The following is a 26,929-nucleotide window of genomic DNA, read 5'->3' as shown; positions in this document are numbered from 1 at the left end:
TCACGCGGGCTTGGATTTGATCTAGATCGAAGGCAGGACGAGCCGCGCGCGCAGCCCGCCCAGCTGCGAACGCTGCAGCGTCAGCTCGCCGCCATAGAGCTTGGCGAGATCGACGACAATCGACAATCCGAGGCCCGAACCCGGCGTCGCCTCGTCGAGCCGGCGGCCGCGCTTCAGCACTTCCGCCCTGGCGCCGTCGGGGAGGCCCGGACCATCGTCGTCGATCAGCAATGCCATCTTCTCGTCGTCAACGGCCTTGGCGCCCTCCAGCGAAACCTCAACGCGGGACGCCGCCCATTTGAAGGCATTGTCGAGCAGGTTTCCGAGCATCTCCTCGAAATCCTGCTTTTCGCCGCGAAAGCGCAGCGTCTTCGGAACGGCGTGCGATCCGGCGATCTCTCTGTCCTGGGAGATCTTCATGAAGGTCCGCAGGAGCGCTTCAAGCGAGGGAACCACTTCGGTGACGCCACCCAGCGCCCCGGACAACGCTGCGGCCCGCGCACGATCGAGATAGTACTGGACCTGATCGCGCATGATCGCCGTCTGTGTCCGAACCGTCTGAGGGAGTTGCCCTTCGCCCGAACCCGCCTCGTTCATCATGACGCTGAGCGGCGTCTTGAGGGCGTGGGCGAGGTTGCCGACCTGGGTGCGAGCACGGTCGAGTATCTCGTGATTGGCATCGATCAACTGATTGAGCTCGCTGGCGAGCGGGGCGAGGTCAGGCGGATACTGGCCGACGATGCGCGGGCTCTCGCCCGTTCTCACCGAACCGACCGCGGTCCGCAGGCGCACCAGCGGGCGCAGGCCGAACCGGACCTGCACGAGCGTCGAGGCGACGAGCGCAATGCCGAGCAGCAGGAAGGTCATCGCGAGCGCGAAGCGGAAATCCTGGATATCGCCCTCGATCTCGTCGGCGGGCGCGGCGACGGCGACGGTGAAGCGACCGTCCTCGCCGACATCGATCTCGCGCTCGAGAATACGCAGCATGCGATCGTCCGGGCCGGAGACATAGCTCTCCCGCAGGCCGCGGCTGTTCGGCGTGATCGACTGGTCGAGGAGCTTCGGCAGCTGGCCGCCGACCAGCGAGCGCGAGGCACGCACATTGGGCCGCTCGCCGTCGAGGCGGGTGATCTGCCAGTACCAGCCAGTCAGCGGCAGATCGAAGCGCGGCTCGCCGAGATCGCCAACCGTCTGGCGCTCCGTTTCCGGCGGCGCGGCGAGGTCAGCCACGAGTTGCTTGATATAGACCGAAAGCCGCTCGTCGAAACCGCGCTCGGCCGAGCGGCGGTAGAAGGTGGTGAGGCCGACGCCCGCCAGGACTAGGATGAGGACGCAGCAGAACGCTGCCGAGAGGAAGAGCCGCGCTCCCAGCGAATAACGATGGGATTTGAGGACCATCTCCCTAAATCAGACCTTTTCCGGAGCGGCGGCGATGTAGCCGAGGCCCCGAACGGTCTCGATGATGTCGACCCCGAGCTTCTTGCGGAGGCGGCCGACGAAAACCTCGATCGTGTTGGAATCGCGATCGAAGTCCTGATCGTAGAGATGCTCGACCAGTTCGGTGCGCGAAACGACGCGCCCCTGATGGTGCATCAGGTAGGAGAGAAGCCGGTATTCATGCGAGGTCAGCTTCACCGGATTGCCGTCGACCACCACGCGGCTTGCCCGCGTATCGAGCCGGACGGGTCCGCAGACCAGTTCCGAGGTGGCATGGCCGGCCGCGCGCCGTAGCAGGGCCCGCACGCGCGCCAGCAGCTCCTCGACATGGAAAGGCTTGACGACATAGTCGTCGGCGCCGGCGTCGAACCCTCCAACCTTGTCGCTCCAGCGGTCGCGCGCCGTCAGGATCAGCACCGGCATGGTCTTGCCAGCCCGGCGCCAGCCCTGCAGCACCGCGACACCATCGACCTTCGGCAGGCCGAGGTCGAGGATGACGGCGTCATAGGGCTCGGTCTCGCCGAGATAGAGCCCCTCCTCGCCGTCGAAAGCCTTGTCGACGGCGTAGCCGGCGTTCTCCAGCGCGGTCACGATCTGGCGGTTGAGGTCCTTGTCGTCCTCGACGACGAGCAGTCTCACGGTGGGTTCGCTCCAGTTTGTGCAGATGCCGGCAAGCGCTCAGCGGATGGTGGCGATCTTGCCGGATTGTCCTTCCAGCGTCACGCGTGCGACGCGCCCGTCGCGTTTCAGCGTCGTAACGACATAGACGAAATCATCGCCCTGCCGACAGAGCCTGATGCGGACGACTTCGCCGGGAGCCGCATGGCGGGCATGGCGCGAGGCCTCGGCAGGTTGCATGACCCGGCCTTCGGCAACGGCGTCGCGCGTTTCATCCGAGGACAGGCAAGACATCGGCGTCGCATCGTCGACGCGGATGATCGGCATCGGCGACGAAGTCATGAGCGCGAAAGCGAGGATCGGTTCGACCGGCATCATCGACATGGGCTAATCCCATCCGCGTGAATGGGCCATGAATGCATCACCCCGACCACAACCTAGACTAGATCATCCGACGGCGATCCGTCCACGCCATTCGCGCCCTCGCCCCACGGTTGTGCTCAGCTGGGCCAAAGACAAAGCGAGCTCCTGCTGCGCGGAGCCGAAATGCGCAAGCTCCTGCTCGGGTGGATAAATCCATTCGGGCGCGTTCACGATTTCGGCATGTATTAGCGTCTCACCATCGAGGACGCGGATTTCGTAGCGCTCAACTTCTTCGCCGGTGGGAACTTCGGCCAGATCCCACGAATCACCGTCGCTGCGGGTGCGCCGTACCCAGCTCAGACGGATGCCGGCGTCGGAACGGCGAGCCTTCGCCCGGGCCGGAGAGAACGGCAGCAGCGCATCGGCGCGCACCTCGACCGTGACCTCCGTCATCGTCGGATCGCCGACATCGTGGCGCGCGGGGCCGATGCGATAGCGGCGCTGTTTGCCGATCTCGGACAGCTGCGTCGTCAGTGTCACCGCCGCTCCGTCGAGAACGACCACGCGAGCCCCGGGCGGCAGATGGCGGGAAGCACCCGCTTCCGATCCACCAATTCCACGGACGAAATTTGAGAGGCGGAAGCGCTGCGGACCGATGAGATCGACCTGCGCCGCTGTCACGATCTCGACCTCGCCGTCCTCGCCGATCAAAGCCAGCGCGTTGGCGCCGGCGAGCGCTGCATGCGGCGACACGGACGACAGGACGCCGCCGCGTAACCGGACTTCGAGCACGGTGCGCTGATCGGTTCGCCAGAGCGGCCCTGGCGGGAGCTCGGTCAGCGTTTCGCCAATGATCGAGGGAGCCTCGACGAAGCCGCCGAGATCGAACAAGCCGGCCTCGTCGGCACTCCAGATCGCCAGCGCTCCCGGCCAGGGCGATGCGAAAGCCGCGACCGAGAGCAGCGCCGGTGGCTGCGCCGCGACGATCGGCAGGGCGAGCGGAACCACAAGAGGCCGGCCGGGCAAGGCCGGCGGCGTCCGCGGGGAGCGAGGGCCGCCCTTCGCGCCGGCACTGGAATAGATCGCCGGCTCGACCGCGCGCGCACTGACCTGCCGGGTCGGGCCATCGGCGATGCGCGTCACCCGGAACAAGCGGCGCCCCGCATCGACCGGAACGGAGACGACGTCCCCCGGCTCGAGATCAAGACAGCGCGGCGACAGCTCGCATTCCAGCGTCTCGCGCGCCGCCCACGCCTCCTGCAGGCGCTGGTCGGCCAGGCGTTGGGCCTCGGCGATGCGCGTCACGATCGCCGTCTCGACCGCGACCTCCCGGCGCGCCGCGCCGGCAAGGCGACGCGAGCGGCTTGCGGCTTTGCGATAGTCGTTTTCGCTGTCGCTGAAGTCGAGGCGCAGCTCCAGCGGCAGCTCCGTTTCCTGGCTGCGGCGCAGGGTGAAGGGCTCGCCGTCACGATCCGCAACGAAATCGTCGTGGTCGAGCAGCCGCGCGACCTTGCCGCCCCGCCCCTCGAAGCGCAGGCGCCCCGCGCTCATCACGGCGTCGAAGCCGAAGGTCTGAGCCAGCGTCTCGAGCGCCTGGCGGGCGGAAAGCGGGCGGTCGAGGACGTAGCCATCCACGAAGCCGTCCACGGTCATGCCCTCTGCAGGCGGCAGGCCGAATTCGGCGAGCAGCCCGGCGATGAGGCGATCGACCGGTATTCCCTCCAGCCGGCCGTTCAACCAATGCCCGGTCTCGAAATTGGCGCCGTCGGCCCAGATACCGCCGAGATCAGGAAAAGCCGGGAATGGCCGGGCATCCCAGTTCCAGACGACGATATGCGCGGGGTCGACCATGCGGATCCCGCTGACGGGATGAACCGGATTGCGCGTGGGATCGAAGCCGAGGCGGGCGGGATCGAAGCCGGAGATGATCGCCTCCAGCCCGCGCGTCTGCACCAGATCGTCACGAGCGCCGCTGGAGAAGGGCGGGAAGCCGCCCTCGGCCGAGCGCGTGTCGGGAAAGACATTGGGCGCGTTGGCGCCCTTGTCCACGGCCGGGATGCCGATCTCGGTGAGCCAGATCGGCTTCGCGCCCGGAACGAAGGGCGTGGCAGTGGTCTCGGCGCCCCCAGAGCGCCGGACATGCGCATTGTTCCACCAGCCATGCAGATCCTTGGGCCGAAACTGCCAAGGCTTTCCGTAGGCGCCGTCGGTGATCGGCACCCTCACCTGGGCTGTACGGCCTTCTTCATCGGCATAATACCAGTCAAAGGCTTCACCCGCAGTCAGCCGATTGCGGAGATAGGCGAGATCGGCGGGCCCGCGCGCGACGGCAGCATCGGCGTGATCGCCGGAATCGCGCCAGTCCGACAGCGGAGGATAATAGTCGATGCCAACAGCACCGATCGCCGGCGAGGCCCACAGCGGATCGAGCGGAAAATCGATGTCCTCGCCGCCGTCTCGGACATCGGCGCCATACTCCGTCCAGTCGGCGGCGTAGGTCAGGGTCGCCTCGGGCAGAATGGCTTCGACGTCCTGAGCGATCCCGATGAGGTGCTCGACCATCGGATAGCCCGACGTTGCGCGCAAATGCGTCAGCCCGACCAGTTCGGATCCGATCACGAAGCCTTCGACGCCACCTGCGGCCTGCGCCAGCATCGCGCAATGCATGATCTGGCGGCGGTACGACCACTCGTCTGGCTTGGAGCAGCCGATGGCATCGCCCACAAGCGACATGTCGGCCGGCCCGACCGTGCCGACGAAGGCGGCGACCTGCGCGGCGGCGGCCGCAGTTCCCTCCGCGCTCCCTGTGCGGCCGGGCGCGGGATCGCAGCTGATCCGGCCGCGCCAGGGATAGCGCGGCTGGCTGACCCCACCCGACCAGGGGTCCGGCAGGGCATTGTCGATCGGGACATCCATCATCAGGAAGGGATAGAGGACGACTTCGAGACCGTAATCGAAGCGCAGGCGCCGAATCAGTGCGATCACGCTCTCGTCGGAGGGCGTGCCGCCGAAGGCCGGGCGGCCGTCCATTTGGCTGACGGGGCGGCCCGAAGCGCGCGCCAGCCCTGCGACCGACCATTCGGCACCGACCGTCGGCTTGTGCGGAATCTCGACGCGCGGCGCGACGCTGCAGGAACCGGCGCGCAGATCGTCGCCGAACCAGGACACCACGAGCGAAACGGAGCGCAAACCGGGGCAGAGCGCGAGGAGATGGCCGAGCGCCGTATCGACGTCCGAGCCGCCATAGAGCTGGTGGCGCGTCAGGCTCTCGCTGACGCCCGGCTCGGGCTCATGGCTGACCGGCCTGGTGTCGTAGACGAATTCGCCGGCGCCGGGGATCAGCGAGACGGCGCGGATCATGCCACCCAGCCCCTCGACGGCACGCACGACCTCGAAATCGAACTGGGGCACGCGATTGCCATAGTCGGCAAGCGGGAGGCGCTCGAAGACGACATAGGCCAAGCCGCGGTAGGCCGGCGCGTCGCCCGCCTCCTTCGCGGCGATCAACGGATCCGGCTCCTGCGCTTCATGCCCGTGATGGACGCGCATCGCGACCGTGTTGACGTCGAGCTCACGTCCGTCGACCCAGATGCGCCGGATGAAGGCGATCGGCCCCTCGCAGAGGCCGATCGCGAGGTTGGCGTGGTAGCTGTAGGTTGTCTCAAAAGTCTTCTTCGAGCTGCCACCCTTGGCGCCGCTCTTGCTGCGGGTGACCGAAACGCTGACCTCCTCCTCGAAGCGCGTCGCCCAGATGAGCTGGCCGCCGAGGCGTGCCCGGCCATAGACCCGCGGAATCGATGCGCCCTCGGTGGAGGCGAGCCCGTTCACCTCCTTCAGCCGCGGCCCTTCGACCATCTTGTTGCCGCCTGCGCCGCCGAGCCAGGCCTGGTCGATGGTCGCGCCGGCCAGACCGCCGAGCGCCTGGCCGATCATGCCGCCGACCGGGCCGCCCAAGGCTGTGCCGAGCGCAGCGCCCGCGACCTGGAGGAGAAGCGTCGCCATCAGTCGGTCACTCCGGGGAAGGAAAAGGCATGGCTGAGATGGCGCCGCCACCAGGGCGTGAACGCGACCTCGGCGACGGCCGCCCCGTCATGGGCGTGGATGATGCGATCGGGCGCGCTCAGGATGGCGCAGTGCTTTGCCGGCAGATGCTCGCGCCAGCGGAAGAGCAGCACATCGCCACGCCGTTCAGCCCCGGTCGCGACCGGCATGAGATGGCGCAGCGCCGCGCTCGCCAGCGTCTCCTGCCGCAGGCTTTCGGCCCAATTTGCCGTGTAGGGCGGCGGCGCTTCCGGCTCCTCGCCCAGCAGATCGCGCCAGATCCCCCTGACGAGGCCGAGGCAGTCGCAGCCGACGCCGCACAGCGAGGCCTGGTGGTGATAGGGCGTGCCAAGCCATAGACGCGCGGCTTCGACGATTTCATCGCGTCTCATCGGAACAGGCTCCCCCCGTCGAGCGCACCGTCGCCGGGACGGACGCCGCCGATGATGAAGTCCGTCGTCGGCATATGCGGAAAGCCGCGGAAATTGACGCCGTTTCCGAATTTCGTCCGGCAGGTGGCGAAGCTCTTGTCGCATCCCGGCGCGACGCTAAAAGCGTCGCCTGCAAGGATCGCTCCGGCCGGAATCTGCCAGAGCTGGAAGACGGCGTGATCGCCCTCGATGCCGTGCCGCTTCACCTCCGTGGCGAAGCCGGCGTTGGCGCCGCCGGTGAAGACAAGCCGTCCGCCGGTGAAGTGGCCATCGGGATAGGAAGCGAGCGCTCCCGCGGTCAGCGTCAGGCGGCCATCGCTCCCACTGACGGCCGCGGCGACCGGCACCAATGCGACGCCGCAGCGCGCATCGCCGAGATCCGCCGAGCACGAGCGCAGGTAGAGGCGTCCACGCTCCTCGTCGAAGGCCTTGGCGATGCCGCGCATCTCGGCCGTGAAGCCGTACTCGCCGCGCCGCACCTCGCCGACGAAGCCCTCCTCGAGCAGCAACCTCTGCTCGGGCACGGCCCAATTGACCAGCCAGACGCGGACTCGCGCATCGTCGTAGAGCCCCCGCGCGAGGTCGGCCTCGTTCAGGCCCGATGCCGCGAAAGCACCGGCGACATCGCCGCCGCCGATGGCGAATCCCAGCTCGGCCGTCGTCTCGGCTGCCTCAAGCCCGGTCGACGCCGCATAGGTCAGACCGTCGAAGTCTAGAGCCCGGTCATGATCGGTGAAGCCGAGCACCAGCCCGTCGCGCCGCGTCAGGCTCCAGCAGCGACACAGGGTGGTCGCCCCGCTCTCGATATGGGCGGCGAGACCGGCGGGGATAGCGCGCATGGTGGAACCTCAGGGCAGGATCTCGACGACGGGGATGCGCGGGATCTCGCCAGCCTCGAAAGCCGAGAGATCGACATCGATCGCGTCGACGTCGAAGCGCACGGGAACGTCGAAGGCGAAGCCAGCGGTCACCGTCGCGCCCGGTGGCGGGATCGAGCCGGGCGCGAAGGTGATGCGCCCGGTCGCGGTGTCGCAGGCGAAGCTCTCCGCCGGCTGCTCGACGCCATCGAGCGCAATCTGCACGGTGCCTTCGCATGGCTTCGCAATCGCGCGGCTATAGGCGGACGGGCCGGCGCCATAGATCTTGCAGAGCTGGAAGGCCGCCGCGACGCCATCGCCAATCCCGATGATCTGATCCGTGGCGGCAGGCTCGCGCGAGGGAGGCGAGCTCTTCCAGTCGAGCTGGTCGCGCCAGCGGAAACCATGAAGCCGGCCGCGGCGCTCCTCGAAGAAGCTGACGACGGCCGCCAGGGCATCGAAGCTGCGTACGCCGAGCCCGGCGTCGTAGCGGCGCCGGGAATGGGCCCAGCGGCTATTACGAACCTCGCGCCCGGAGGCGAGCGTGACGATCTGCGTCTGACGCTCCGGCCCACCCCGCGCGCCACGCGCCACATCGGTCGGAAAACGGACTTCGTGAAAATCAGCCATGGGGACTCCGCTCATAGCGCACGGCTGCCGCGCGCAACGGCGCGGGCGATCGCGGCGGAGACCTGCGCTTCGGACCGGCGGAAGCTCTCGGCGTCGGGCGTCGACACCTGCACGACAACGCTGGGTGGCCGCACTGGGCCGCTGCCCGCCGCGCGCACGCCAAGCCGCCCATCGGGGCCGCGCGACAGCGGCATGATGGCCTCGGCGCCGCGCTCGCCCATCAAGCCGAGTCCGCGCCCGGTCGGGAAATAGGATGGGGAAGCAACGATGCCGCCTTCGGCGAAGGCCTTGACCGGAATGCTCGCAGCGACCGACCCAAAGCCGCCGGTGAACAGGTCAGTAAGACTTTTCACACCCATGCCGAGCAGACTGGAGAGGCCTGTCTGGAGCGGCTTGAGAGCCGTCTTGAGCAGGCTGTCGGTCAGCGAGCGGCCGACGCTACGCAGCACGTCCTCGAAGCGCTTGCCCTCCACGACGCCGCGAGAGAACGCATTTACGATCGATTTACCAAAGCTTTCCGAGGTTTTGCTCAAAGATTGAGTCAATTTATCCATCGTCCGCAGATCAGACAGACGATCGGTCTCGACCTCATCGTCACCGGTCATGTCATCCTCTTCAGATATTGATTCAGGAATTCAACTCAACTGTCTGGATGGGCGGCCATGAGAGCTGCCAGAGCGGCGCGATCCGTGGCGCCGCCGGCTTCGCTCTGATGTGCCCTCAGGGCTGCCGCGATCTCGCGCGGCGTCGCCGCCCAGAACTGCTCGGGCGGCCAGGCCAGCCGCCCTAGCCCGAAGGCCATGACATCGCTCCAGGGAAAGGCCGCCGACGGCTTCACGCCCCCGGCGGCGGCGAAGGGCGGCCCGTATCGCCCTCGCCGAAAGTGGCTTCCAGCAGCGCAATCGCGGCTTTGATCGCCCCGCTCAGCCCACCGTCGAAGGACAGGTTCGCCACATCCTCGTCCCGAATCGCCCTGCCCGCCCCCCGCAAGCCCGCCGCGAGAATGCGGATGATGTCGCGGGCGGAGAGCCGGCCATGCACGAAGCGCTCCCCGAGAGCGGGCAGGCTGTCGACGGCGAAGGCATGCTCCAGCTCGGCCAGCGCTCCCAGCGTCAGCCGCATGGGCAACGCATCGCCCGCGACCATGAGCGCGGTCTCTCCTCTGTGACGATTGACCATCACCGTCTCCTCAAAGCGCCGTGAAAGCGAGCGGGCCGGCGGATTCCAGCGAGAGGTCGAACGTGACCTCCCCGGCATGGTCGCCCCGGTACTCGAGGCTCGTCAGCTGGAAGAGACCTTCGATTATGCCGAAATCCGGCACCACGACCTGCCAACCTTGGATCAAACCGTCGAAAAAAACCTGGCGGACGAGAGCGTCGGAAGCCTCATCCTTGAAGATGCCGGAGCCGCTGATGCTGGCCCGGCGCACGCCCGCCCCGGCCAGTAATTCGCGCCAGCGCCCCGCGGATTCCGAATGGGTCACGTCCACGGTCTCGGCGTTGAACGCGATCTGCCGCGCCCGCAAGCCTGCGACGGTGACGAATGCGCCGACGCCATCCGCCGCCTTGAGCAGCAGATCCTTGCCTTTCTGTGCCGCCATGCGGCTTCTCCTTCCAATATTGGGGGTTGCCGGTGTCAGAGTGTTTCGGTGACCGCCCGAAAGCGGATCGTCACATGGCCGAGCCCGCTGCGCGGCTCGCGGGCGAGCCGGCTCGACAGCCAGCGCAGATTGACGAGGGCGTGCCCTTCCAGAGCGAGTTCGGCTTCGTCGAGCGCGCCGACGATCAGCCCAGCCGCCTGCAAGGCCTGCTGCGAGGAGCCGCTTTGCGACGCCCAGACGACGAGCGCGAGTTCCTGCTCGCAGCCGCGTTCGCTGCCGGTCGACCAGTCGCGGGCCTCGACATCGCCATGGACGACGTAGAGGCCGCGAGCCGCGCGCGGCGCCTCGCCATGGATGCGGCCGGGGCCGATCAGCGCCGTCAGCGCGGCATCGGCCGTCAAGCGAGCCTGAATTGCAGCGCGCAGGGCAAGGATCGCGCCGCTCATGGCTTCACCTCCTCCGCAAGACAGACGAGGCGCCGACGCGAACCGTCGGGATCGGCAACCGTTCGGATGTCGAAGATCCGGTCGCCGTCGCGCAGCCGCTTGCCGCCGTCGAGATCGCCGCGCCAACGCAGCGTCACGCGATGAGTGCCAACCTGCTCCGGGCGCCCCTGACGCCATTGCTCGGCGCCCGCAAGCCATTCGACCTGCGCCCAGAAGGCGGCCACCACCTCGAAGACCTGGGTTACCCCTCCCAGCTCATCCGGCGTGGAAACCGGCGCTTCCAGAGTAAGCCGGCGCCTCAGTCTGCCGATCGCAGCTCCAGCAGCCCTCGCCATGGTCAAAGCCTTCCACGGCGGAACGGAGACACCAACGCTGCGATCGCACTCGGCAGCGCCCGTGCGTCGCGGCTGGCGACATCGCCGCGCTCCTCGAACCAGCGGGCGGCCAATCTGAGCACGGCCTGGCGCAGGGGGGCGGGCACGGCGGCGGCTGTCGCCCCGTACCCGGCAACGATGTCGATCTCGATCGCGCCGTGATGGCGGCCGATCTCCGGCAGCTCTCCGGTTACGCGGATCAGTGGAGGGTCGGCACTCCTGTCCAGCGTGAGCGCCGCCTCGGCGACCGGTTGCGGAGCCCCGAGCATATCGTAGACCCGCGCCGCCTCGATCCTTGCGATCGGCGACAGCGGCAGCCTGATCTCGCCATTGCCGGGCCAACGATCGAGAACGATGCGCCAGGGCTGCTCGATCAGGCAGCGGCCCGCTGCCGCTTCGATCATCAGCCGAGCGGCCGTGATCAGTGTAGCGAGCAGATCATCCTCATTGTTATGGTCCAGGCGCAGGAATAGCCGGGTCTCGTTGAGCGTGACCGGTTCTGCCGTCGGCGGAGCCAGGGCGAGCGGCGTCATGTTCATCCCCTTCGTGGAATCGTCTGAAAGGTTCATTTGCGGAGCGAGGCGCGCTATCAGCGTTCCATCGGAAAGGAGCACTCGATGCGCATCGCGAATTGGATCGTCGCCGCCTCGCTCGGCGGCGCGGTCTGCGGGCTCGGCCCCCTGCCCGCGCAGGCCGTGGTCGGCGGGCGTGAAGGCGGACCCGCCGTCGGCTCGACCTTGATGGTGCTCAATGCCCGCGGCGGGGTATGCAGCGGTATCGTGCTCTCGCCGCGCGCCATCCTGACAGCGGCTCACTGCGCCGCCGGCGGAACGGAGCTGCGCATCCATTGGCGCGAAGCTGGCGAGCCCGTCCTGATCGCGCCTGCGGCGGTCAGCTTGCATCCCGAGTTCGATGCCGGTGCGATCCGCAGCCGGCGGCGCTCGATCGACCTCGCTCTGATCCGGCTCGCCGAGCCTCTGCCGGCGCGTTTCGCCCCTGCGGAGCTGGCCGACGGGCCGCTGCCTCCAGCAGGAAGCCCTGTCACGCTCGCCGGTTATGGGGTCGCCCGCGAGGGCGAAGCCCGCAGCACGGGCACATACCGATCCGCCACCCTGGCGGCGATCGAGCCCTATGGACCGAGCCGCATCCTGCTGTGGGCGGCCGATCCGGCCGGTGCGGGCAAGCAGCCCGGCGCCAGCGCCTGCCAGGGTGATTCCGGCGGACCGATCTTCGCCGATGGCGGCATCAGCGCCGTGACGAGTTGGTCCACCGGTCCGAAAGGCCGCAATTGCGGCCTCCTCACCCAGGGCATTCTGGTCGCGCCGCAACGCCAGTGGATCGACACGACACTTTCCCGATGGGGCGATACGGCACGCTGGTCAAAAGGCCGGTGAAAACGCTGGACTGCGCCGCGCCACCTCCTAGATTGATCGGCCGTCCACTGGTTCACATCATGATCCTGCGCTCGCTTACCGCTCTCGCGTTTTCCCTTCTGGCTGCCGCAACGGCGCAGCCCGCTCTGGCCGTCGTCGGAGGCACCGACTCACGCGATGCCCATGGAGCGCGTGCCTGGACCGTGCGGGTCGAGACCAGCCGGGGCGAGCTCTGCTCGGGCGCTGTGATCGCGCCTGAGATCGTGCTGACGGCCGCGCATTGCCTGATGGGCGGCGGCTCGATCAGCGTGGTCAGCCTCGACCCCCGTTTCCGCGCGCGGCGGCAGATCGTCGTCGCGGTCCTGCCGCATCCGAGTTTCGTGCCCGGCACTACGCCGCGCACGCAACCGGGCACCGACCTCGCCCTGCTGCGGCTGGCACAGCCGCTGCCGCCGGATATCGAGCCGCTCACGCTGGGCGGCGGCCTCTGGCAAGGCGAAACCGTCACCATGGCGGGCTACGGCCTCTCCGCCGAGAACAACAAGCGCACCGCCCGTCGCCTGCGTGAAACGCAGCTGCTCAACGCCGGCAACTATACGACCCAGAACACGGTCAAGGTCGCGGTCGACATCGAGGCGCGCGGCGAAACGCCGGGCGCAGGCGCGTGCCGCGGCGATTCCGGCGGTCCGGTGCTGCGCGGCTCGACGCGCTCGCGGGATCTCGTCGGCATCGTGAGCTGGTCGAGCGGACCGCTCAACACGCGTGCCCGGCGCATTTGCGGCGGCTTCACCGCCATTACGCCGATCAGCGACTACCGCGGCTGGATCTCCGAGGGCAGCGCACGGCTGCTTTCGTTCGGCAGCGAGGCGCCACCGGACGAGGCGGCCCAGCCGCGCGCTGCCTTCAGCTGGTGGTTTTCGCGCTGAGCAACTTCAGACCGCGAATTTCAACCCCTTGATCGCCGCGAAATCCTGCACGCCGCCGCCCACGCGCTTGGTCGTGTAGAACAGCACATACGGCTTGGCGGAATACGGGTCGCGCAGGATGCGCACGCCCGCCCGGTCGACGACGAGGTAGCCGCGCCGGAAATCGCCGAAGGCGATCGAGACCGCGTTGTTGGCGACGTTCGGCATGTCTTCCGCCTCGACCAGCGGGAAGCCGAGCAAGGTCGCTGGCGCACCGGCGGAAGCTGGCGGCTGCCAGAGATAATTCCCGCTGTCGCTCCATATTTGACAGTCGGGCACTCATTTCGGCTAAGGTGCTCTGATGAATGCGATTTCCAACCTCTGTCACCTCTACCAGCGCGTTTCGAGCGGTACCCAGCTTGAGGGTTCGGGCCTCGATCGGCAGCTAGACAACACCCATGCGTACATCGCCCGGAACGGCCTGGAGGTGGTTCGGACCTATAGCGATCGGGGTGTTTCGGCATATCGAGGGAAGAACCGCCGCGTCGGTGAACTGGCCCTAATTCTCAGGCACATCGATCAGGGCGTGATTCGGCCGGGCGAACACCTGATTATCGAATCCGTGGACCGCCTTTCCCGCCAAGCTCCGCTCGATGCCCTCGACACGTTCAAGGCCATCCTTGCGCGGGGCGTGATCGTCCACTCGGTTTACGAGAACTCGAAGTTCACGCTCGACGACCTGAACAAGGATATCGGTCGCTTGATGTCGCTCATGGTCAGCATGGGCCGGGCCAACGAAGAAAGCCGGTACAAAAGCTCCCGCGTCGCCGACGCACACGCCAAGGGGCGGGTCAATGGGACGATCGTCGCCGGTTCGGTGCCTTCCTGGCTCGAAGTGGTGAAGGACAAGGTCACCGGGACGAAGAGCTTCAAGGTCAAGCCGCGCGAGAAGCAGATCGTGAAGGAGATGTTCGATCTCTGCGCGGCCGGAATGTCGAGCTACCGTATCGCCCAGGAGATGAGGGCGCGCGATTATGAGCCGTTTGGCGTGGCCCGTCGTCGCGTCGGCTCTGTCTCGAAGGGCGCGCACCACTGGAACGCCACGTCGGTTCAAGACATTCTCCGGGGCCGCGCCGTCCTGGGCGAGTTCCGCAGCTACACCACGAGCTACGACGCTGAGGGCAAGCGCATCCTCACCTTAGCCAGCGTCAACCCCCACTATTACGAGCCGATCATTGAACCCGATCTTTGGGAGCAGGCGAACGCCGCGCTGAAGCTGCGGAAGAAGGCGCGGAGCCGTGGTCGCACGGGTGAGGAGTTCGCCAACATCCTGAAAGACGTGGTCGCGTGCGAGCATTGCGGCCTCGCGATGCACATCAAGGTTCAGTACGAGACGAAAGGCGGGGCTCGATACACCCGCCTTCGGTGCGCTGGCCGCAGCGAGAACGTGTGCGACAACACGAAGATGCCCCGCTATCTGGCGGTTGAACGCGCGGTCTTGGAATTCGTTACCGAAATCGACCTGAAGGACCGCAGGTCGGAGGAAGTCGCCGCCCTGCACAAGGTCATCGCCGCCGATCAGCACCGGATCAGCGTGCTCAACACTGAAATCCGCACGATCATCACGGCCTTCAAGGGGTCATCCACGGCCGTCGAAATGGTTCAGGAAATGGAGGCAGAGAAGGCACTGTTGAACGAGAGCTTGGCCGCCAACCGGAACAAGCGCGATGCCATCGCCTCGCGCCAATCGCCCGGCGATCGGAAGGCCGCACTGAAGGCGCTCTGGGACAAGATGGAAACCACGAAGGGCGCGGAGCTTTACGCGGTGCGTGTCGCGCTCAACCTCAAGATCAAAGAGACGGTCGAGAAGATCATGTTCAACCGGGACGGACAGATCGCCGTCCACATGATCGACGACAGCGTGTTCTACGCGTTCGACGGCAAGGGAACGGGCATGCGCATCGGCGGCGGGAAGCCGGACCCGAACATCGAAGCAACCTTTGAGGGGGTGGCCTGAGACGGCCACCTCACCGCAGCCACATGATCGCGGCGAGGTTCAGCACGATCACGGCGACGATCCCGACGACGATCGGGACCACGTAGATGCCGTGGCCGTACCCGGCTGCCTCCACCCATCGGGACTTCACCCAAACGGAATGATCTGACTTCGGCTTTCGCTTACGGGTCGGGGCGGGAAGCTTTGGCTGGTCGCTCATTTCAGATGGTCCTCTCAGCAAGAAAAAACTTGTGAGGCCATCGGGGCGACAAAGAATCATAGCGCTCAAAATGGTTGCCGCTGCAAGCGCTCCACCGCAGCCGTCCACGTTTAATTCACAGCGACAGGTTGTAACCCTATGCAATTACGCGCGAATTTTCCGATTCGCGTGAAACGCCAAAATCGACGTTTTCGACCTCAAACGGCCCATTCGTCCCGAATCAGCCCAGGGCCGCGAGGGCTTCGGCCAGCCGCTGCTTCGCCCGCTCCAGAGCGATGATCGGAAGGGCCACGTCGCGCTCAGCCTCCAGGACCGCGATCACTGGAACGAAGACAGCCGGGTCTGACGATCCGGCTGCTTCTTGTTCGAGTTCGACGATCTGGACCGTGATGGCGTCAACCTCGGCCTGAGCGTGTTCGAGGGTGGCGCGGTCGAAATGCATATCGTCCTTCGAGAACAGGTCCCAAGGGTAGTTAGACGCAAGCCCGAAAACTGGCTGATAAGGGGCGATTTTGGATGATTTAGTAATCGCACGTGTTGCGGCGGCGTTATCCCCGGATATGCTCGTGCAACTCCTACGGGCGGGCTAAAATGTTGGTAGTGCGACGGTCTCTCATGAGCTTCGGTGCTTTTGCACTCGTCGGCCTAAGTGCGCCCGCTGTCGCAAACGGAACCGCGTTGGACCTGCTGAACAAGTGTCAAAGACTGGACCGCTCATTGACCATCGAGAGCGACGGCGTCCGGTTCGACCAGGATTTTGCGACCAGCTATTGCTGGGGCTTCATGTCGGCACTTCACCAGACAGCGCGACTGAACGTGGACGGTCAGAATATGCTCATGACCTGCGTGCCACCGGAGGTCACCACCAGTCAGGTGATCAAAATCTTCATCCGATTTGGTGAACGGAACCCGGCTCAGCTTCACCTGTCCGCCGTCCCGATCGTGATCAACTCGCTTCTCGACGCCTACCCGTGCGGCAAGAAGAAGTGATCGGCAAGATGACCCCGTGGAAGGTGGCCACGGCATTCGCGGGCCTGATGGTGGTCAGCGGTTGCCAGCCGATCGAGGACCTGTTCGCTTCGGACTTCAAGAAGTTTCAGCGCTGCGTGGAGTCCACGTCCAAGGACGGCCTGATCTCGAAGGGCGTCGCGAAGCAGACGTGCGCGGCGAAGTACACGACCGACAAGGGTGATCTGAAAACGAAGTTCGCGGTTGCTCGCGGCGGTTTCAACTTCTGCCCGGATGCTCCGTGCGGGAGCTTCGCGGTCGATGCGGTCAACCCGTCCGCCAGGACGATCATCACCTCTGTGCACCTGACGGTTCAGTTGAAGAGCGGCAAGGAAATCCACGGGGTCAGCCCTGCGCTGTTTGTCGAGCCTGGAGCCGCACTCTCCGCATTCATTCCATTGAGCGAACCGGTCGGCACTCAAGAACGGGCTGACCACAAGTGGTTCATCTCCGGCGTGGCCGGTATCGACATCGACGGCTGAGCTACCGCGCGAACTGGAGACGCATCACGTGGCGCGAATTATTCCGGGAATTACGATCCTCGACGACCCAAAATTCGATTTCAAGCCGGGCAAAAACGGGACGTGGCAAGTACTTGTAACGCCCGCCGATCGAATGTTGGCGTCTGGCGGTCTCGATCTGACGAAAATCCGCCCAAAGCCTATCCATATGTTGACGATCGACGAAAAGCGGAAACGTTTTTCGGTTCACCCATACTTTACACGGCCGACGCCAACCGGCCTCTTCGAGCGCAAATACGAAAATATAAAAACGATATCTTTCGATATAACTTCCAAAAAATGGAAGGATGGAACAAATCTGTCTAGCGATTCTGTTTACTCGCTTCTGGGCTCAATGCCTGATGGAATGATTTTTGACCCCAATTTTGGACTCGGAATAAAGCGTGACTATAGGTTTATACTGAAAGCCATTGGCGAGCTTTCAAAATTTTCATCGCTATATATTGGAGTTTTTGAACCAGATGCCGATGAGTTCTTCATTCAATCGGAGGATTTTGATAGCATTGTCGCCGAAATTAACCGCATAGATTCAAGAGCCAGGGCCGCGAATGTCGAGGTCAAAGCAACCACGACATACAATTTCATTGCTGAACTGGAAGGATTTCCGCCGCGCCACTTCAAATTGGGGCGTCACGCGATCCGACAGTTGATTACTAAGTTCATCAAGGACACGAATTATGTAGATGGCGATATAGCCAACGAACAAATTTCTGTCGTTGCCAAAACGGCCCGCAGGTTGGCGAAAGATAACCTCAGCGCCTCAGTCGAAATCGTCTCGAAAATTCAGATTTCACGACTTGAAGCAGCCATAGCTCAGTATGAAGGGTATATGGAAAGCGGAGAGCCCGAACGTGTGTGGCAAAAGTTCTTCGAGGACGACCCCTTCTTGCTCTCATTCGCCTTTGGATACCCGGTAGCTTATGTGAATGGGCAATCCCATGTGGGAGGTAAACGCATCGGCGGAAAAGGCGAGAACATCGCCGACTTCCTCTACAAGAATGCAATGAACAACAATGCTGCTATCATCGAAATAAAGACACCGCAAACCCCACTTCTTGGGTATTACCGTCAAAGTTCATTGCACCCTCACAAAGAATTGTCGGGAGCAGTCATTCAAGTTCTAAATCAGAAGTATAACCTCGCCCGCACGTTCCCCACGAAACGAGATGACAACGAATGGTACGGCCCCGACGAAGTTCGGGACTTCGACCTCGATTGCGTGGTCGTTGTCGGCACGATGCCTACGGATGTCAAGGAGCAGCGGTCCTTTCAGCTTTACCGAAAGAACTCGCACGGGGTTCGGATCATTACCTTCGACGAGTTGCTCGAAAACCTGAAAAACGTGCTGCACTACATGAAAGACTCCGACAACGAGACGATCGAAGGCGACGATGACGAGCCTGAAGACGAGGATGCGAGGGACGGCCTGGAGGCCGATGAGATCGATCTGGAGGCCGATATCGACCTTGAGGCGACTGACGACGACCCGTTCTGACGATTGCGGGAAGACTAGTCATCACGCAGTCACCCGCATCGCCTTCGGCAGGAACTTGTTGCGGACCTCGTTCGAGGTGATCTCGATCTCGCTGAACTCGGTCGCGAAGAGCGCGTGATCCTTCGCAGTCTCGAACTGGATCGTCACGAACGGACCGTCGAAGGACAGGTTATCGGCCGGGAATTCGTTCAGGCGCAGGCGCAGGATTTGCGTGATCTGCTTGTAGTGCGCCTGGGAGTTGCGGCGGAATGCACCGTCCAGAACGCGATAGCAAAACGTGGCCCGGTTGTTGTGCTCGCCTTGGAAGATTGTCTTGGCCTCTTCGAAGCTCTCCATGAGCAGCTTTTCGCTACCGTCATCAGCGAGTTGGAAGCCATCCTCAGGACGCGCGTCCTCACCCGGATCGCGAAGCGCCCAGAAGCCATGACGGTTGAGCCATTCGACCTTCCAACCGTCGTCAGTCTTGATGTCGCGAAGCACCAGAACACGGCGCGGGGCATCGCTGGTCTTGGCAAGAACGACCAGACGGACCGGCATGATAAAACCAACCGGGTGCGTATCTTCAATGAAAGAACTCATAATAATCCTCAAATAAACAATTTTGAAATGTGTTGAGGCGTGAATAATTGCCTCTAATTTTATTTAGCAAATTATGCCGAGAAACTATGAATAGGGCGGATTTAGACCCACCGAATCTTGAAGTGAAACCCTGCGTCTTTATCGTTGAAGCAGAGGTGACGACCGGTGAATGGGCCTTTGATGATGCACGGTTGCTCGGTCAGGTTCTCTTCGCACCACTGCTGAACGCAGCCGCTCCAGACCTTCGCCGGGATCATGACCGCGTACTCGGATTTGAAGTGGTCAAACTGCTCGAAATCAAACGCCATCTCACGAATCCAGCGGTGGTGTCCGCTGATCGCCTCGTGCTCGGTCTCGTACTCCTGAACCGTTATGCCGGACCACTGGTCGATCTTGGGGCCGGAATGGAAGTCGGTCGCGAATTTCCCGCCGTAGCAAGCGCGAGTTTCGAGCAGGGTGCCGCGAAAGCGGTACTGAAGAGGCTCTTGGTGGGTGATGAGCGCCATGATCAGAGCCACCGCATCTTGTAGTGCAAGGCCAAGTTCTGGTCGTCGAATGCGAACCACCGTCCGAGATTTTCGAAGCACCGAAAGTCCGGCTCGATCTCATTGTCGGGGAACCAGTCGAACAATTCAGCCAATCGGTCGTCCGACAAATTCTGAGGGAACCGCATCAGCGTACAACCCGACACACGAAGCGCATCGAAGGACAAATATTCTGAGGCAACACTGTCGCAAAGCGATGCATAGTGCAGGCGCGCGGCTCCTTCAGTTACAAACGACGAAAGCAATGTAGGTCGTCGGCCGAAATCGTGAAGGATGATCTCGTACCTATCGTCCGCGTTAGTCCTTGGGCTGAACACAAGGGCCAGCGAGAAATCGTCGCCGAACTGAGCGTGTTCGAGGGTGGTGGCCTCAATTTCGGAGGTGAACATCAGATCACCCCCACACCATCTTGAATTCGAAAGCTCCATTGGGATCAGAGAAGCCAACAATCGCCATCGGGCTCAACGAGCTATAGAAAATCTCGAACTGGTATTTCCGGTCAGAAAGCCAACGCCGCATTTCTTCGAGATTCCTGTTCTTGATCTCGACTTCGACGACGTAAGGGTGATTGGTCCTGAACGATGCGAGCTTGACGCTCTCGATCTGATGCTCTCGCACGATCGCGTTCATCTTGCTTTTGAGAGACATCATGATCAGTCCTCCTGACGACGGACGGACCATTCGCGATCAAGCGCATGGTGGTACGCGGGGTCTCCGCAACCCGGAGCCATAAGCTCGGCCTCGCGCGCCTTCCGATCTTCCTCGAAACGCTGCCACATAACCGCGCGCTGAACTTCGAGATCAGCCAACAGCTTGGGGTAGTCGATCAGACGGCTCGCGAACTTCTCCTCGAACTTCGCCCGATCGGCCTCGGAAACGGTGAGTTCGAGGATGCCCGGATCGTGGTGGCCGCAGCTAAAGAAGCTGGGCTCCTCAATCGCGGCAGGAAAGACCGGCTCTTCAACCATGGCCAGATAGGCCGCGACGATTTCGAGCAGTTCATAAGCATAGGTGAACTTGAGATGGATGGTCGTATTCATTAGACACTCCTAAAAAGACTTCTCTAATATTATTTAGCGAATAATTCTGATTAGGGTGTCACAACGGCTGGACAAGTCGAAATAATGAAAACGCGCGGAATCGACCCTTAAAAATAGTGACGGCGGCTCGCTGTATAAATACATTTACAAGACATAGACGTTCAGGGCATTCGCGAAAGCGTTTCTGATGGGTTGGCCCGACCCCGGCTCGAAAACGAGAGTTCTACTCGGAGACTAGGGCAAGGTGCAGAACGCACCAGCGAGACCGAAGGGCGCTCGCTTCAGGTCGGGTATCATCCCGTCCAATCAAGTCACTCTTCGACGCGGCTCTGAGCAACCGATCTCAACCGCAACTCCTTCACGATCAACCTGACCCGGTCGTGATCGGAGGCCGTCCAACTGGACGACCGGCTGGCCTGCTTGCAGGCGGAGGGACGCAGCAATGTCATGGTACGCAGGCAGCGCCATGGCTCATCTGGGACGATGTTCGCTGCGGGGTTCAGGTGGTGATTCTCACGACAGACCAAATCCTTCCCCCGCTCTCTTCCACATAATGCAGTTCGTACGATGTCCTCGAACTGGCTTGGGAGGGAGCGGGGGAGAAAGATATGGATCAAACTCCGACAGCCCTTCCGGCGGATGAAGTCACTCCGAAGAATTTCTTTCTCAATAGATTTCTCTCTCGCTAGTCTAGGTCGGTAGATGTCTCTCAAGCGAACGCAGTGAGAGAAGAGAGACATCGACGACGGTGTGAACGAAACGAAGCGAAGCGAAGTGAGTTCGCACCTTCATAATCCCCAAGAGATCAGTGAACACGCACAAGGTGTATAGCCCGAACTCGCTCCGCTTCGTTCGTGCTACGAAATCTGATGCCTTCGAGGGACAAGCCCTCTCGCCATCAGATTTTCGTTTCTCTGCATAGCTCGAAAAGAAAACAGAAATCCGAATTCGGAAATAACCTCTCGCTCGAAATGCAAAAAGAAATGGACCGCGAGACTCTGCGCGCGATATCACAGAGACATATTCAACTCATTGAGAGACACAAATGGATTACTCCGAGAGGCACGACAACTACTTCTGGACGGAGACGCCTTGGGCGGACATCGAACTCCACACCAACAAAGAAGGCGAGTGCTGGCTTCGTATCAAGTCATTCAACCCGGAACGTTCGCGCGAATATATCCGCAGCCATCGCCGGAAACACGACCAGATCATCAACTTGGACCTGACCCCGATCGATCCCTGGACCATGAAGGCCAAGTACGACCTGACCTTGAAGCTCTCTTCGGATGGGCAGACAGCCGGTTTCCTGATCGTGCCTGGAATCGCCCGGCTCGATCACTGGAACGACACCCACAAGTTCGGCGAAACCTTCGTCACCAGCACCTACCTGAACCAGTGCGACTACTACGCGGACGGCAAGACGCACGAAGTCGCCGACCCGTATGAGGAGATCATCGCCCAGGAAGAGTTCTCGACCACGGGCCAGATCGCGCGCATCCTTCGTGAGATGGGTTCGTGAAAAATATTGCGAGGCAAATTCGGCCTCAGATATAAAGAGCTTGTCGCCGCAGAATAGGATCGGGCGACACGTTCAGAACATTACTGCCCGCCTTGACGAAAGTCTTGGCGGGTCTTTTTTTGACCAATTCAGTAAATCTTCTTCGCGTATCCGAAAGCGTCACTCTGAGCGCCCGCTTCGACGCTTGACGGCCGGTGGCCGCATTTCTCGCACCGCAATCGTCCCGGAAGCTCGTCCAGACGATCGCCCAGGCGCAGTTGCGGGAAGTTCTTCCACCAGACATGGCGCAGGACGCGGCAGGGCTCGCACCTGATCGCCAAGTAGGTCTTGCCCGCCTGGAGCGCGTCCAGGACGGTGACCATCGGCGGTGGCTTGATCGGGCTCGACGCATACATGGAACGAGAACATATCGAGAACGATCGGATCGAGTCCATTTCCAATCGGTCGCATCCCCATGCATTGATGGCGGATCGTGATTTGGAGATGCCGGGATGCTCGAAGCGTCGATCGTCAACCGCCTGATGTTGAGCCGGTTTTTGTTCAACAACGCGATGGAGCACGCCCGCGCGCACAACCAGTTCGCTCCCTTCCTGACCGCGAACCTGCTGCAAGATGCCCTGGAAATCTTCCTCTTGGCGGCGGCCGAGCACGTGAACGCGAAGATCGAGCGGCGGAACGACTTCTCCACCTACCTGGACAGGATCGACGAAAAGATCGCGCCGAAGGCCCTGCCCTTCCGTCTGCGCCTGCTCCAGTTGAACAAGATCAGGGTGAACTCGAAGCACGACGCCATCGCACCCGACCCGAAGGAGATTGAGAGCCTGACCACCGTGGCGCACGAGTTCCTTCGTGAGGCCACGTCCATGGTGTTCGGCGTCGATTACGCCTCCATCAACCTGATTAGTCTGATCGAGAAAGACGAGATCAAAGCACTGCTGACCGAAGCTGATACCGCGTACCAGAAGAAGGATTTCAGGGAGACCCTGATTGCCTGCCGCAAGGCGCTCTACATCATGTTTGAGAAGTCCCACGACATTAAAAAATTCGAGGACGATGACACTGAAGCTTGGATTGCTGGCCTCGGCTCAGATGCCCCCACCTATGCACGGTCGAAACAATACATCCAGAGCAACGTCAGGAGCCCATTCGATTACATCGTCCTAGACATCTCGAAGCTCGACAACCGGCTCCTCAAAGATCGCATCGACCCCGTTGTATTTTGGAATATCTGGCGGTTAACACCGTCAGTTTATCAGCAGGACAATGACAATTGGCTGATCAAGAACGACCTGGAGAAGTTCCACGGCGCAGTAGAGCAGAACGCCACATACGTCCTTGAAAACCTTGTCGAGATCGTCCTTCGCAGGCAGGAGCGGAACAAGTCCTCGCGTTACGCGAGGGACGCGCCTCGGTTCTATCTTGGTGTGAAGACCAAGAACGCCAAGGTCTACAAGAAGGCCGACAGCCAGTGCGAGACGTTCGTTCTCCTTCCTGACGATGCAACACAGGTTGATGTGTCATCGTCCGTGCCCTCCTTGCGAGAGGGCGAAGGCCAATTCTGGGAGATCACTTACTTCAAGGATGAGGCGTTCATCATGGGCTACATGTCTGAGGACGACCTGGACTTCCAGCCTGATCCGCCACCACCTGAAACAGAAGCCGATCTGAAGAAGCTGAGAGACGCGCTCGGACTGCCCGACGCTAAATAGAACTGACAGTGCGGCGAGAGCCGGGCGGGCTACCCGTTTAGAACGCTGTCATTCCTTGAAAGACGCTCGGCCCCATCATGAGAGATCATGGTGGGGCTTTCTTTTGACCTGTCCTCAGCAGTCCAACATGTTATATTATTATAAAACAACCCTCGATATTATACACTTTTTTTATGTGAATTAGGAAACCAGCCTAAGACGGTCTTCAAACCGTCCTCGAACGATCTACAACCCTCTGAAAAGACTCGATAATCTGCATTTTCTAATTGCTTTACAGAACTAAAGGCCCCTATAGTGTGTGCATGAAGACAGTGAGTGAGATGATGACCAAAGGATATGTTTCCTATCTTCGCGTTTCGACTGATGAGCAGGGCAAGTCCGGTGCTGGTCTCGAAGCGCAACGCGCGGCCATCAGCGCCTTTGTCGAGCGCGAAGGTGGAGCGATCATCTCGGAGTATGTCGAGATCGTCTCCGGTGCGGTTGATGACCGTCCTGAACTCATGCAGGCCATGGCTGAGGCAAAGCGTCGGAAATGCTTTCTGATCGTCTCGAAGCTTGACCGCCTCAGCCGCAAGGTGAGCTTCATCGCCAACCTGATGGACGGCAACACCAAGTTCGTCGTGTCGGAGTTGGGACACGATGTCGATCCCTTCCTCCTCCATATCTACGCCTCCCTTGCAGAGAAGGAGCGCAAGCTGATCGGTCAGCGTACGAAGGACGCGCTCGCGGCGCGCAAGGCTCAGGGCATGATCCTGGGCAACCGTACCAACCTCGCTGAGGCCCAGGCCAAAGGAGCAGCCAGCAACCGTGCCCGTGCCGCCCAGCGTCGCGAGAACATCATCCCGATCATCGAGCAGATCAGGGGAGCAGGCGTGACCACGATGGCGGGCATCGCCAACGCTCTGAACCAGCGAGGGATCAAGGCGGTCCGGGGAGGATCGTGGCAAGCCGTGCAGGTCCAGCGTGTCATGCACGCTTCGGCCTAATGTCCCGAACGATCAGGGCATTTCCCCGGACGCTGAGCAGGACGACCAGACCATGCCCCGCGTCAGCATGGTTCGAGATCGTGGGTGAGAGCGTTCGAGGCGCGGGCGCACGACGATCGAGTAGGGTCCCTACCGCTAGACCGTGCAGGCGGGCGGGTTTTCAGGCTCGAATTCAAAAATCCAGGTAAAGTCTCGAAAGTTGTTAGACTGAGGGTCGCGTATTTTCATCGCCAGATTTTCGGCGGGTCCTTCTGCGAGCCTCTTCCGCCTGTCTGAGGAACTCGTCGAGAGGCGTGGTCGAAGGAGCGTTTCCCGCCGCCTTCAAGATCATCTCGACGAAGGCCGGGCCGTAGTCGCCGGGAGCCTCGTTTTGAGCCTCCTCCTGGGCTCTTGCAGCAGCTTTTGCCAAGAGCCCGGCTAAGATTTGGTCAGGCGTTCGTTTCTGATGACGACGGTCGCGCATACCGGGTATCTAGGGTCGCGCTGACTGCTGCGGAGCCTTGCCGTGATCCTGAATTCGCCGACCGCCGAGGAACTGACAGATAGCGCCCTTCGCCTCTATTTTTCCGCCTGGGGGATGCTGAGCGAGTTTTACATCGAGTTCAAATTGCGGCGTGAGGAGGATTTCACCACTGATGCCGATGAGGCTGATGCCTATCGCCATCAGTCGCAGCAGGACCTCCAGACGATCGCCACTCTTTTTCAGCAGGCGAATGAGATCGCCCTCAAGGCCGAAATCTGCAAGGTCAGTCCCTATCTGCTGCTCGTGAATAGCGAGATGAAGTTCAAGTCGTCCCAGACAGATGTTGAATTCTCAGACCTGCGGACGCTCGATGCGGTCGATCTCCCCCTCGCAGTCGCGACCTTCGCCGACAAGAAGCTCTCCGATCAGTTCATGACGCAGTACAATCAGCTTCGATCGTTGAGAAACGGTCTGATCCATCTCGGAAGAGCGAAAGAGCCTCTTGATCCTGCCGCGCTGATCGATCTGGCTCTTTTCCAATACGCCGAGCTTTGGCCTGATCGCAATTGGCTGACCGACCGACTCGCCACTTTGGAGAGTTCTCGGTCGCAGTTTTTCTCTGACTACAAGTACCATTCGCCGCACATGCTGGCGATGGACGAGTGGGTCTATATGAGAACGCTGATCAAGCGCGCACATTACAAGCGCTTGTTCAGAGTGGAGAAGGGCAAGAGGCGATATCTCTGCATGCACTGCGTCGATAGCGCGGCGATGCGATATGCAGGTTTTGAGGATCACCAAGCTGGTACAGCGTACCTCGATCCTCTTGTGCCGACGATCTCTTGCCTCATGTGCTCGCAGACGTATCCGATCAGGCGAGAAGACTGCCCTGAAGACGGTTGTAAGGGCAATGTCCTAAGCGACGACCCGGATTACCGGGACAACTGCCACACTTGCGGGTGCGGGCCGCATAGGCTGGGAAGGCGCTGAGGGAGCAGCCTCGCTCGATAAATACGAGCATGGCTGTTGAAACCTTTACCTACATCAATTCTCTCGATCCGAACCTTCCCGCATCCTCTGACGGACTCGTGGAAGGCGATAATCATATCCGTGGCCTGAAGCTCGCGACGAAGCAGTCGTTTCCGAATGTCACGGGAGCGGTGACCAGCACCCACACCCAACTCTCGAACCCGATCCTCGCGACGACGATCGCGGCCGACAAGGTCCCGTTCTACAACTCGACGACCACGGCTTCGACCCTGGACGCGGGCGCTACGGGCAAGGCTCTGCTGGCGTCGGCGAACGCGACCGTAGCGATCAACACGCTCGATCTGGACAACCGGTACTCGCGCGTCGGCGTCCCCATCACGCAGAGCATCACCACGAACGCCGTGGTCCAGGCCGCTCAGTTCACCGTGTCCTCGACGGCTCCCACGATCCTCTTCGCGGATTCCAATTGGGGCAACCGGACGATCCTCCACAACGACGGCCTGATCGGCTTCGTGAAGAGCGATGGCAATTGGGCCATGCACTCGAACAACGACGGTACGCTCAAGGTCTATGGCGAAGTCCAGGCGACCGATCTGATCCTGACCTCGGACCCGTTGCTCAAGACCGATATCTGAATAGCCCCTAGATTCCTGGACGCCTTCTTCCCTAATTTTGAGGCAAGGAGGCCATGATGGGGCCCGGACATTTTACGGACGATTTCAAGCGTGATGCGGTCGCGCAGATCACCGAGCGGGGCTACCCCGTTGCAGAGGTGTCGAA

32 protein-coding genes and 1 pseudogene are annotated in these 26,929 nt (G+C 62.1%); 11 read left to right on the top strand and 22 right to left on the bottom strand.

Annotation, left to right across the window (positions count from 1 at the left end):
- Positions 1-21: 21 nt before the first annotated feature.
- The 14 genes from AB4Z16_RS15485 to AB4Z16_RS15420 all read right to left on the bottom strand — a co-directional run bounded on the left by AB4Z16_RS15485 (position 22) and on the right by AB4Z16_RS15420 (position 11,330).
- Positions 22-1,398, bottom strand: a complete 1,377-nt coding sequence (locus AB4Z16_RS15485; protein WP_441512251.1) for a sensor histidine kinase — start codon at positions 1,396-1,398, stop codon at positions 22-24.
- Positions 1,399-1,407: 9 nt separating this feature from the next.
- Complete coding sequence (locus tag AB4Z16_RS15480) at positions 1,408-2,076, bottom strand: response regulator transcription factor (RefSeq protein WP_265052504.1); 669 nt, start codon at positions 2,074-2,076, stop codon at positions 1,408-1,410.
- Positions 2,077-2,115: 39 nt separating this feature from the next.
- Positions 2,116-2,439, bottom strand: a complete 324-nt coding sequence (locus AB4Z16_RS15475) for a PepSY domain-containing protein (protein ID WP_441512250.1) — start codon at positions 2,437-2,439, stop codon at positions 2,116-2,118.
- Positions 2,440-2,502: 63 nt separating this feature from the next.
- A complete protein-coding gene (locus AB4Z16_RS15470; RefSeq protein WP_441512249.1) occupies positions 2,503-6,420 on the bottom strand; it encodes a baseplate multidomain protein megatron in 3,918 nt (1,305 codons plus the stop codon).
- Complete coding sequence (locus tag AB4Z16_RS15465) at positions 6,420-6,851, bottom strand: C40 family peptidase (RefSeq protein WP_441512248.1); 432 nt, start codon at positions 6,849-6,851, stop codon at positions 6,420-6,422. Before AB4Z16_RS15465 ends, AB4Z16_RS15470 begins: the two co-directional genes overlap by 1 nt.
- Positions 6,848-7,729: a DUF2163 domain-containing protein gene (locus tag AB4Z16_RS15460; RefSeq protein ID WP_441512247.1), complete on the bottom strand. Its 882-nt coding sequence runs from the start codon at positions 7,727-7,729 to the stop codon at positions 6,848-6,850. Before AB4Z16_RS15460 ends, AB4Z16_RS15465 begins: the two co-directional genes overlap by 4 nt.
- A gap of 9 nt (positions 7,730-7,738) precedes the next feature.
- Positions 7,739-8,377, bottom strand: a complete 639-nt coding sequence (locus tag AB4Z16_RS15455) for a phage distal tail protein, Rcc01695 family (protein WP_441512246.1) — start codon at positions 8,375-8,377, stop codon at positions 7,739-7,741.
- Positions 8,378-8,388: 11 nt separating this feature from the next.
- Positions 8,389-8,982 (bottom strand): phage tail tape measure protein, encoded by a 594-nt coding sequence (locus AB4Z16_RS15450; RefSeq protein WP_441512245.1) that lies wholly within the window; start codon positions 8,980-8,982, stop codon positions 8,389-8,391.
- A 35-nt stretch (positions 8,983-9,017) separates the two neighbouring features.
- A complete protein-coding gene (locus tag AB4Z16_RS15445; protein WP_441512244.1) occupies positions 9,018-9,215 on the bottom strand; it encodes a phage tail assembly chaperone in 198 nt (65 codons plus the stop codon).
- Positions 9,212-9,556, bottom strand: coding sequence for a gene transfer agent family protein (locus AB4Z16_RS15440; protein WP_441512243.1), 345 nt, complete (start codon positions 9,554-9,556; stop codon positions 9,212-9,214). The genes AB4Z16_RS15445 and AB4Z16_RS15440 overlap by 4 nt, the downstream gene beginning before the upstream one ends.
- Positions 9,557-9,566: 10 nt before the next feature.
- Positions 9,567-9,977, bottom strand: a complete 411-nt coding sequence (locus AB4Z16_RS15435) for a phage major tail protein, TP901-1 family (RefSeq protein ID WP_441512242.1) — start codon at positions 9,975-9,977, stop codon at positions 9,567-9,569.
- 35 nt (positions 9,978-10,012) lie between these two features.
- Entirely contained in the window at positions 10,013-10,423 is a 411-nt protein-coding gene (locus AB4Z16_RS15430) for a DUF3168 domain-containing protein (protein WP_441512241.1), read from the bottom strand.
- On the bottom strand, positions 10,420-10,758 hold the full coding sequence (locus tag AB4Z16_RS15425; protein WP_441512240.1) for a phage head closure protein: 339 nt from the start codon (positions 10,756-10,758) through the stop codon (positions 10,420-10,422). Before AB4Z16_RS15425 ends, AB4Z16_RS15430 begins: the two co-directional genes overlap by 4 nt.
- Before the next feature lie 2 nt (positions 10,759-10,760).
- Positions 10,761-11,330, bottom strand: a complete 570-nt coding sequence (locus AB4Z16_RS15420; protein WP_441512239.1) for a head-tail connector protein — start codon at positions 11,328-11,330, stop codon at positions 10,761-10,763.
- Positions 11,331-11,414: 84 nt separating this feature from the next.
- Here AB4Z16_RS15420 and AB4Z16_RS15415 point away from each other — a divergent pair, with 84 nt between their 5' ends.
- Positions 11,415-12,191 carry a S1 family peptidase gene (locus AB4Z16_RS15415; protein ID WP_441512238.1) on the top strand — a complete coding sequence of 259 codons (777 nt, stop codon included), beginning with the start codon at positions 11,415-11,417 and terminating at the stop codon, positions 12,189-12,191.
- 59 nt (positions 12,192-12,250) lie between these two features.
- Positions 12,251-13,096: a S1 family peptidase gene (locus AB4Z16_RS15410; protein ID WP_441512237.1), complete on the top strand. Its 846-nt coding sequence runs from the start codon at positions 12,251-12,253 to the stop codon at positions 13,094-13,096.
- Positions 13,097-13,102: 6 nt separating this feature from the next.
- On the opposite strand, the pseudogene AB4Z16_RS15405 reads toward AB4Z16_RS15410, so the two are convergent.
- Positions 13,103-13,387 (bottom strand): annotated as a pseudogene (locus tag AB4Z16_RS15405) (phage major capsid protein); the annotation flags it as partial.
- A 49-nt stretch (positions 13,388-13,436) separates the two neighbouring features.
- Here AB4Z16_RS15405 and AB4Z16_RS15400 point away from each other — a divergent pair.
- Positions 13,437-15,092, top strand: a complete 1,656-nt coding sequence (locus tag AB4Z16_RS15400; RefSeq protein ID WP_441512236.1) for a recombinase family protein — start codon at positions 13,437-13,439, stop codon at positions 15,090-15,092.
- 419 nt (positions 15,093-15,511) lie between these two features.
- Here AB4Z16_RS15400 and AB4Z16_RS15395 read toward each other — a convergent pair whose 3' ends face one another.
- Positions 15,512-15,733, bottom strand: a complete 222-nt coding sequence (locus AB4Z16_RS15395; RefSeq protein WP_441512235.1) for a hypothetical protein — start codon at positions 15,731-15,733, stop codon at positions 15,512-15,514.
- Positions 15,734-15,906: 173 nt separating this feature from the next.
- On the opposite strand from AB4Z16_RS15395, the gene AB4Z16_RS15390 reads away from it, so the two are divergent.
- From AB4Z16_RS15390 to AB4Z16_RS15380, 3 genes are read left to right on the top strand one after another with little or no spacing between them, the layout of a single operon-like run.
- On the top strand, positions 15,907-16,281 hold the full coding sequence (locus AB4Z16_RS15390) for a Rap1a/Tai family immunity protein (RefSeq protein ID WP_441512234.1): 375 nt from the start codon (positions 15,907-15,909) through the stop codon (positions 16,279-16,281).
- Positions 16,278-16,781, top strand: coding sequence for a hypothetical protein (locus tag AB4Z16_RS15385; RefSeq protein WP_441512233.1), 504 nt, complete (start codon positions 16,278-16,280; stop codon positions 16,779-16,781). The genes AB4Z16_RS15390 and AB4Z16_RS15385 overlap by 4 nt, the downstream gene beginning before the upstream one ends.
- 28 nt (positions 16,782-16,809) lie before the next feature.
- Complete coding sequence (locus AB4Z16_RS15380; RefSeq protein ID WP_441512232.1) at positions 16,810-18,315, top strand: Shedu immune nuclease family protein; 1,506 nt, start codon at positions 16,810-16,812, stop codon at positions 18,313-18,315.
- A gap of 21 nt (positions 18,316-18,336) precedes the next feature.
- Here AB4Z16_RS15380 and AB4Z16_RS15375 read toward each other — a convergent pair whose 3' ends face one another.
- The 5 genes from AB4Z16_RS15375 to AB4Z16_RS15355 all read right to left on the bottom strand — a co-directional run bounded on the left by AB4Z16_RS15375 (position 18,337) and on the right by AB4Z16_RS15355 (position 20,479).
- Entirely contained in the window at positions 18,337-18,852 is a 516-nt protein-coding gene (locus AB4Z16_RS15375) for a hypothetical protein (protein ID WP_441512231.1), read from the bottom strand.
- 143 nt (positions 18,853-18,995) lie between these two features.
- Positions 18,996-19,400, bottom strand: coding sequence for a hypothetical protein (locus tag AB4Z16_RS15370; protein WP_441512230.1), 405 nt, complete (start codon positions 19,398-19,400; stop codon positions 18,996-18,998).
- A gap of 2 nt (positions 19,401-19,402) precedes the next feature.
- Complete coding sequence (locus AB4Z16_RS15365) at positions 19,403-19,828, bottom strand: hypothetical protein (RefSeq protein ID WP_441512229.1); 426 nt, start codon at positions 19,826-19,828, stop codon at positions 19,403-19,405.
- A 4-nt stretch (positions 19,829-19,832) separates the two neighbouring features.
- Entirely contained in the window at positions 19,833-20,090 is a 258-nt protein-coding gene (locus tag AB4Z16_RS15360; protein WP_441512228.1) for a hypothetical protein, read from the bottom strand.
- 2 nt (positions 20,091-20,092) lie between these two features.
- Positions 20,093-20,479: a hypothetical protein gene (locus tag AB4Z16_RS15355; RefSeq protein ID WP_441512227.1), complete on the bottom strand. Its 387-nt coding sequence runs from the start codon at positions 20,477-20,479 to the stop codon at positions 20,093-20,095.
- A 1,045-nt stretch (positions 20,480-21,524) separates the two neighbouring features.
- On the opposite strand from AB4Z16_RS15355, the gene AB4Z16_RS15350 reads away from it, so the two are divergent.
- Positions 21,525-22,001 carry a hypothetical protein gene (locus tag AB4Z16_RS15350; RefSeq protein WP_441512226.1) on the top strand — a complete coding sequence of 159 codons (477 nt, stop codon included), beginning with the start codon at positions 21,525-21,527 and terminating at the stop codon, positions 21,999-22,001.
- 128 nt (positions 22,002-22,129) lie between these two features.
- Here AB4Z16_RS15350 and AB4Z16_RS15345 read toward each other — a convergent pair whose 3' ends face one another.
- Positions 22,130-22,363, bottom strand: coding sequence for a hypothetical protein (locus AB4Z16_RS15345; protein ID WP_441512225.1), 234 nt, complete (start codon positions 22,361-22,363; stop codon positions 22,130-22,132).
- 129 nt (positions 22,364-22,492) lie between these two features.
- On the opposite strand from AB4Z16_RS15345, the gene AB4Z16_RS15340 reads away from it, so the two are divergent.
- The 4 genes from AB4Z16_RS15340 (at position 22,493) to AB4Z16_RS15325 (ending at position 26,784) form a co-directional block, all read left to right on the top strand.
- Positions 22,493-23,710 carry a hypothetical protein gene (locus tag AB4Z16_RS15340; protein WP_441512224.1) on the top strand — a complete coding sequence of 406 codons (1,218 nt, stop codon included), beginning with the start codon at positions 22,493-22,495 and terminating at the stop codon, positions 23,708-23,710.
- A 320-nt stretch (positions 23,711-24,030) separates the two neighbouring features.
- Positions 24,031-24,696, top strand: a complete 666-nt coding sequence (locus AB4Z16_RS15335) for a recombinase family protein (protein ID WP_441512553.1) — start codon at positions 24,031-24,033, stop codon at positions 24,694-24,696.
- Between the two features lie 505 nt (positions 24,697-25,201).
- Positions 25,202-26,149 carry a hypothetical protein gene (locus AB4Z16_RS15330; protein ID WP_441512223.1) on the top strand — a complete coding sequence of 316 codons (948 nt, stop codon included), beginning with the start codon at positions 25,202-25,204 and terminating at the stop codon, positions 26,147-26,149.
- A gap of 29 nt (positions 26,150-26,178) precedes the next feature.
- On the top strand, positions 26,179-26,784 hold the full coding sequence (locus tag AB4Z16_RS15325) for a hypothetical protein (protein WP_441512222.1): 606 nt from the start codon (positions 26,179-26,181) through the stop codon (positions 26,782-26,784).
- The last annotated feature ends 145 nt before the right edge of the window (positions 26,785-26,929 follow it).

The sequence above is a fragment of the Allobosea sp. TAF32 genome (assembly GCF_052113585.1).
GTDB lineage: Bacteria > Pseudomonadota > Alphaproteobacteria > Rhizobiales > Beijerinckiaceae > Allobosea.
This window is presented reverse-complemented; position numbering and strand designations above follow the sequence as displayed.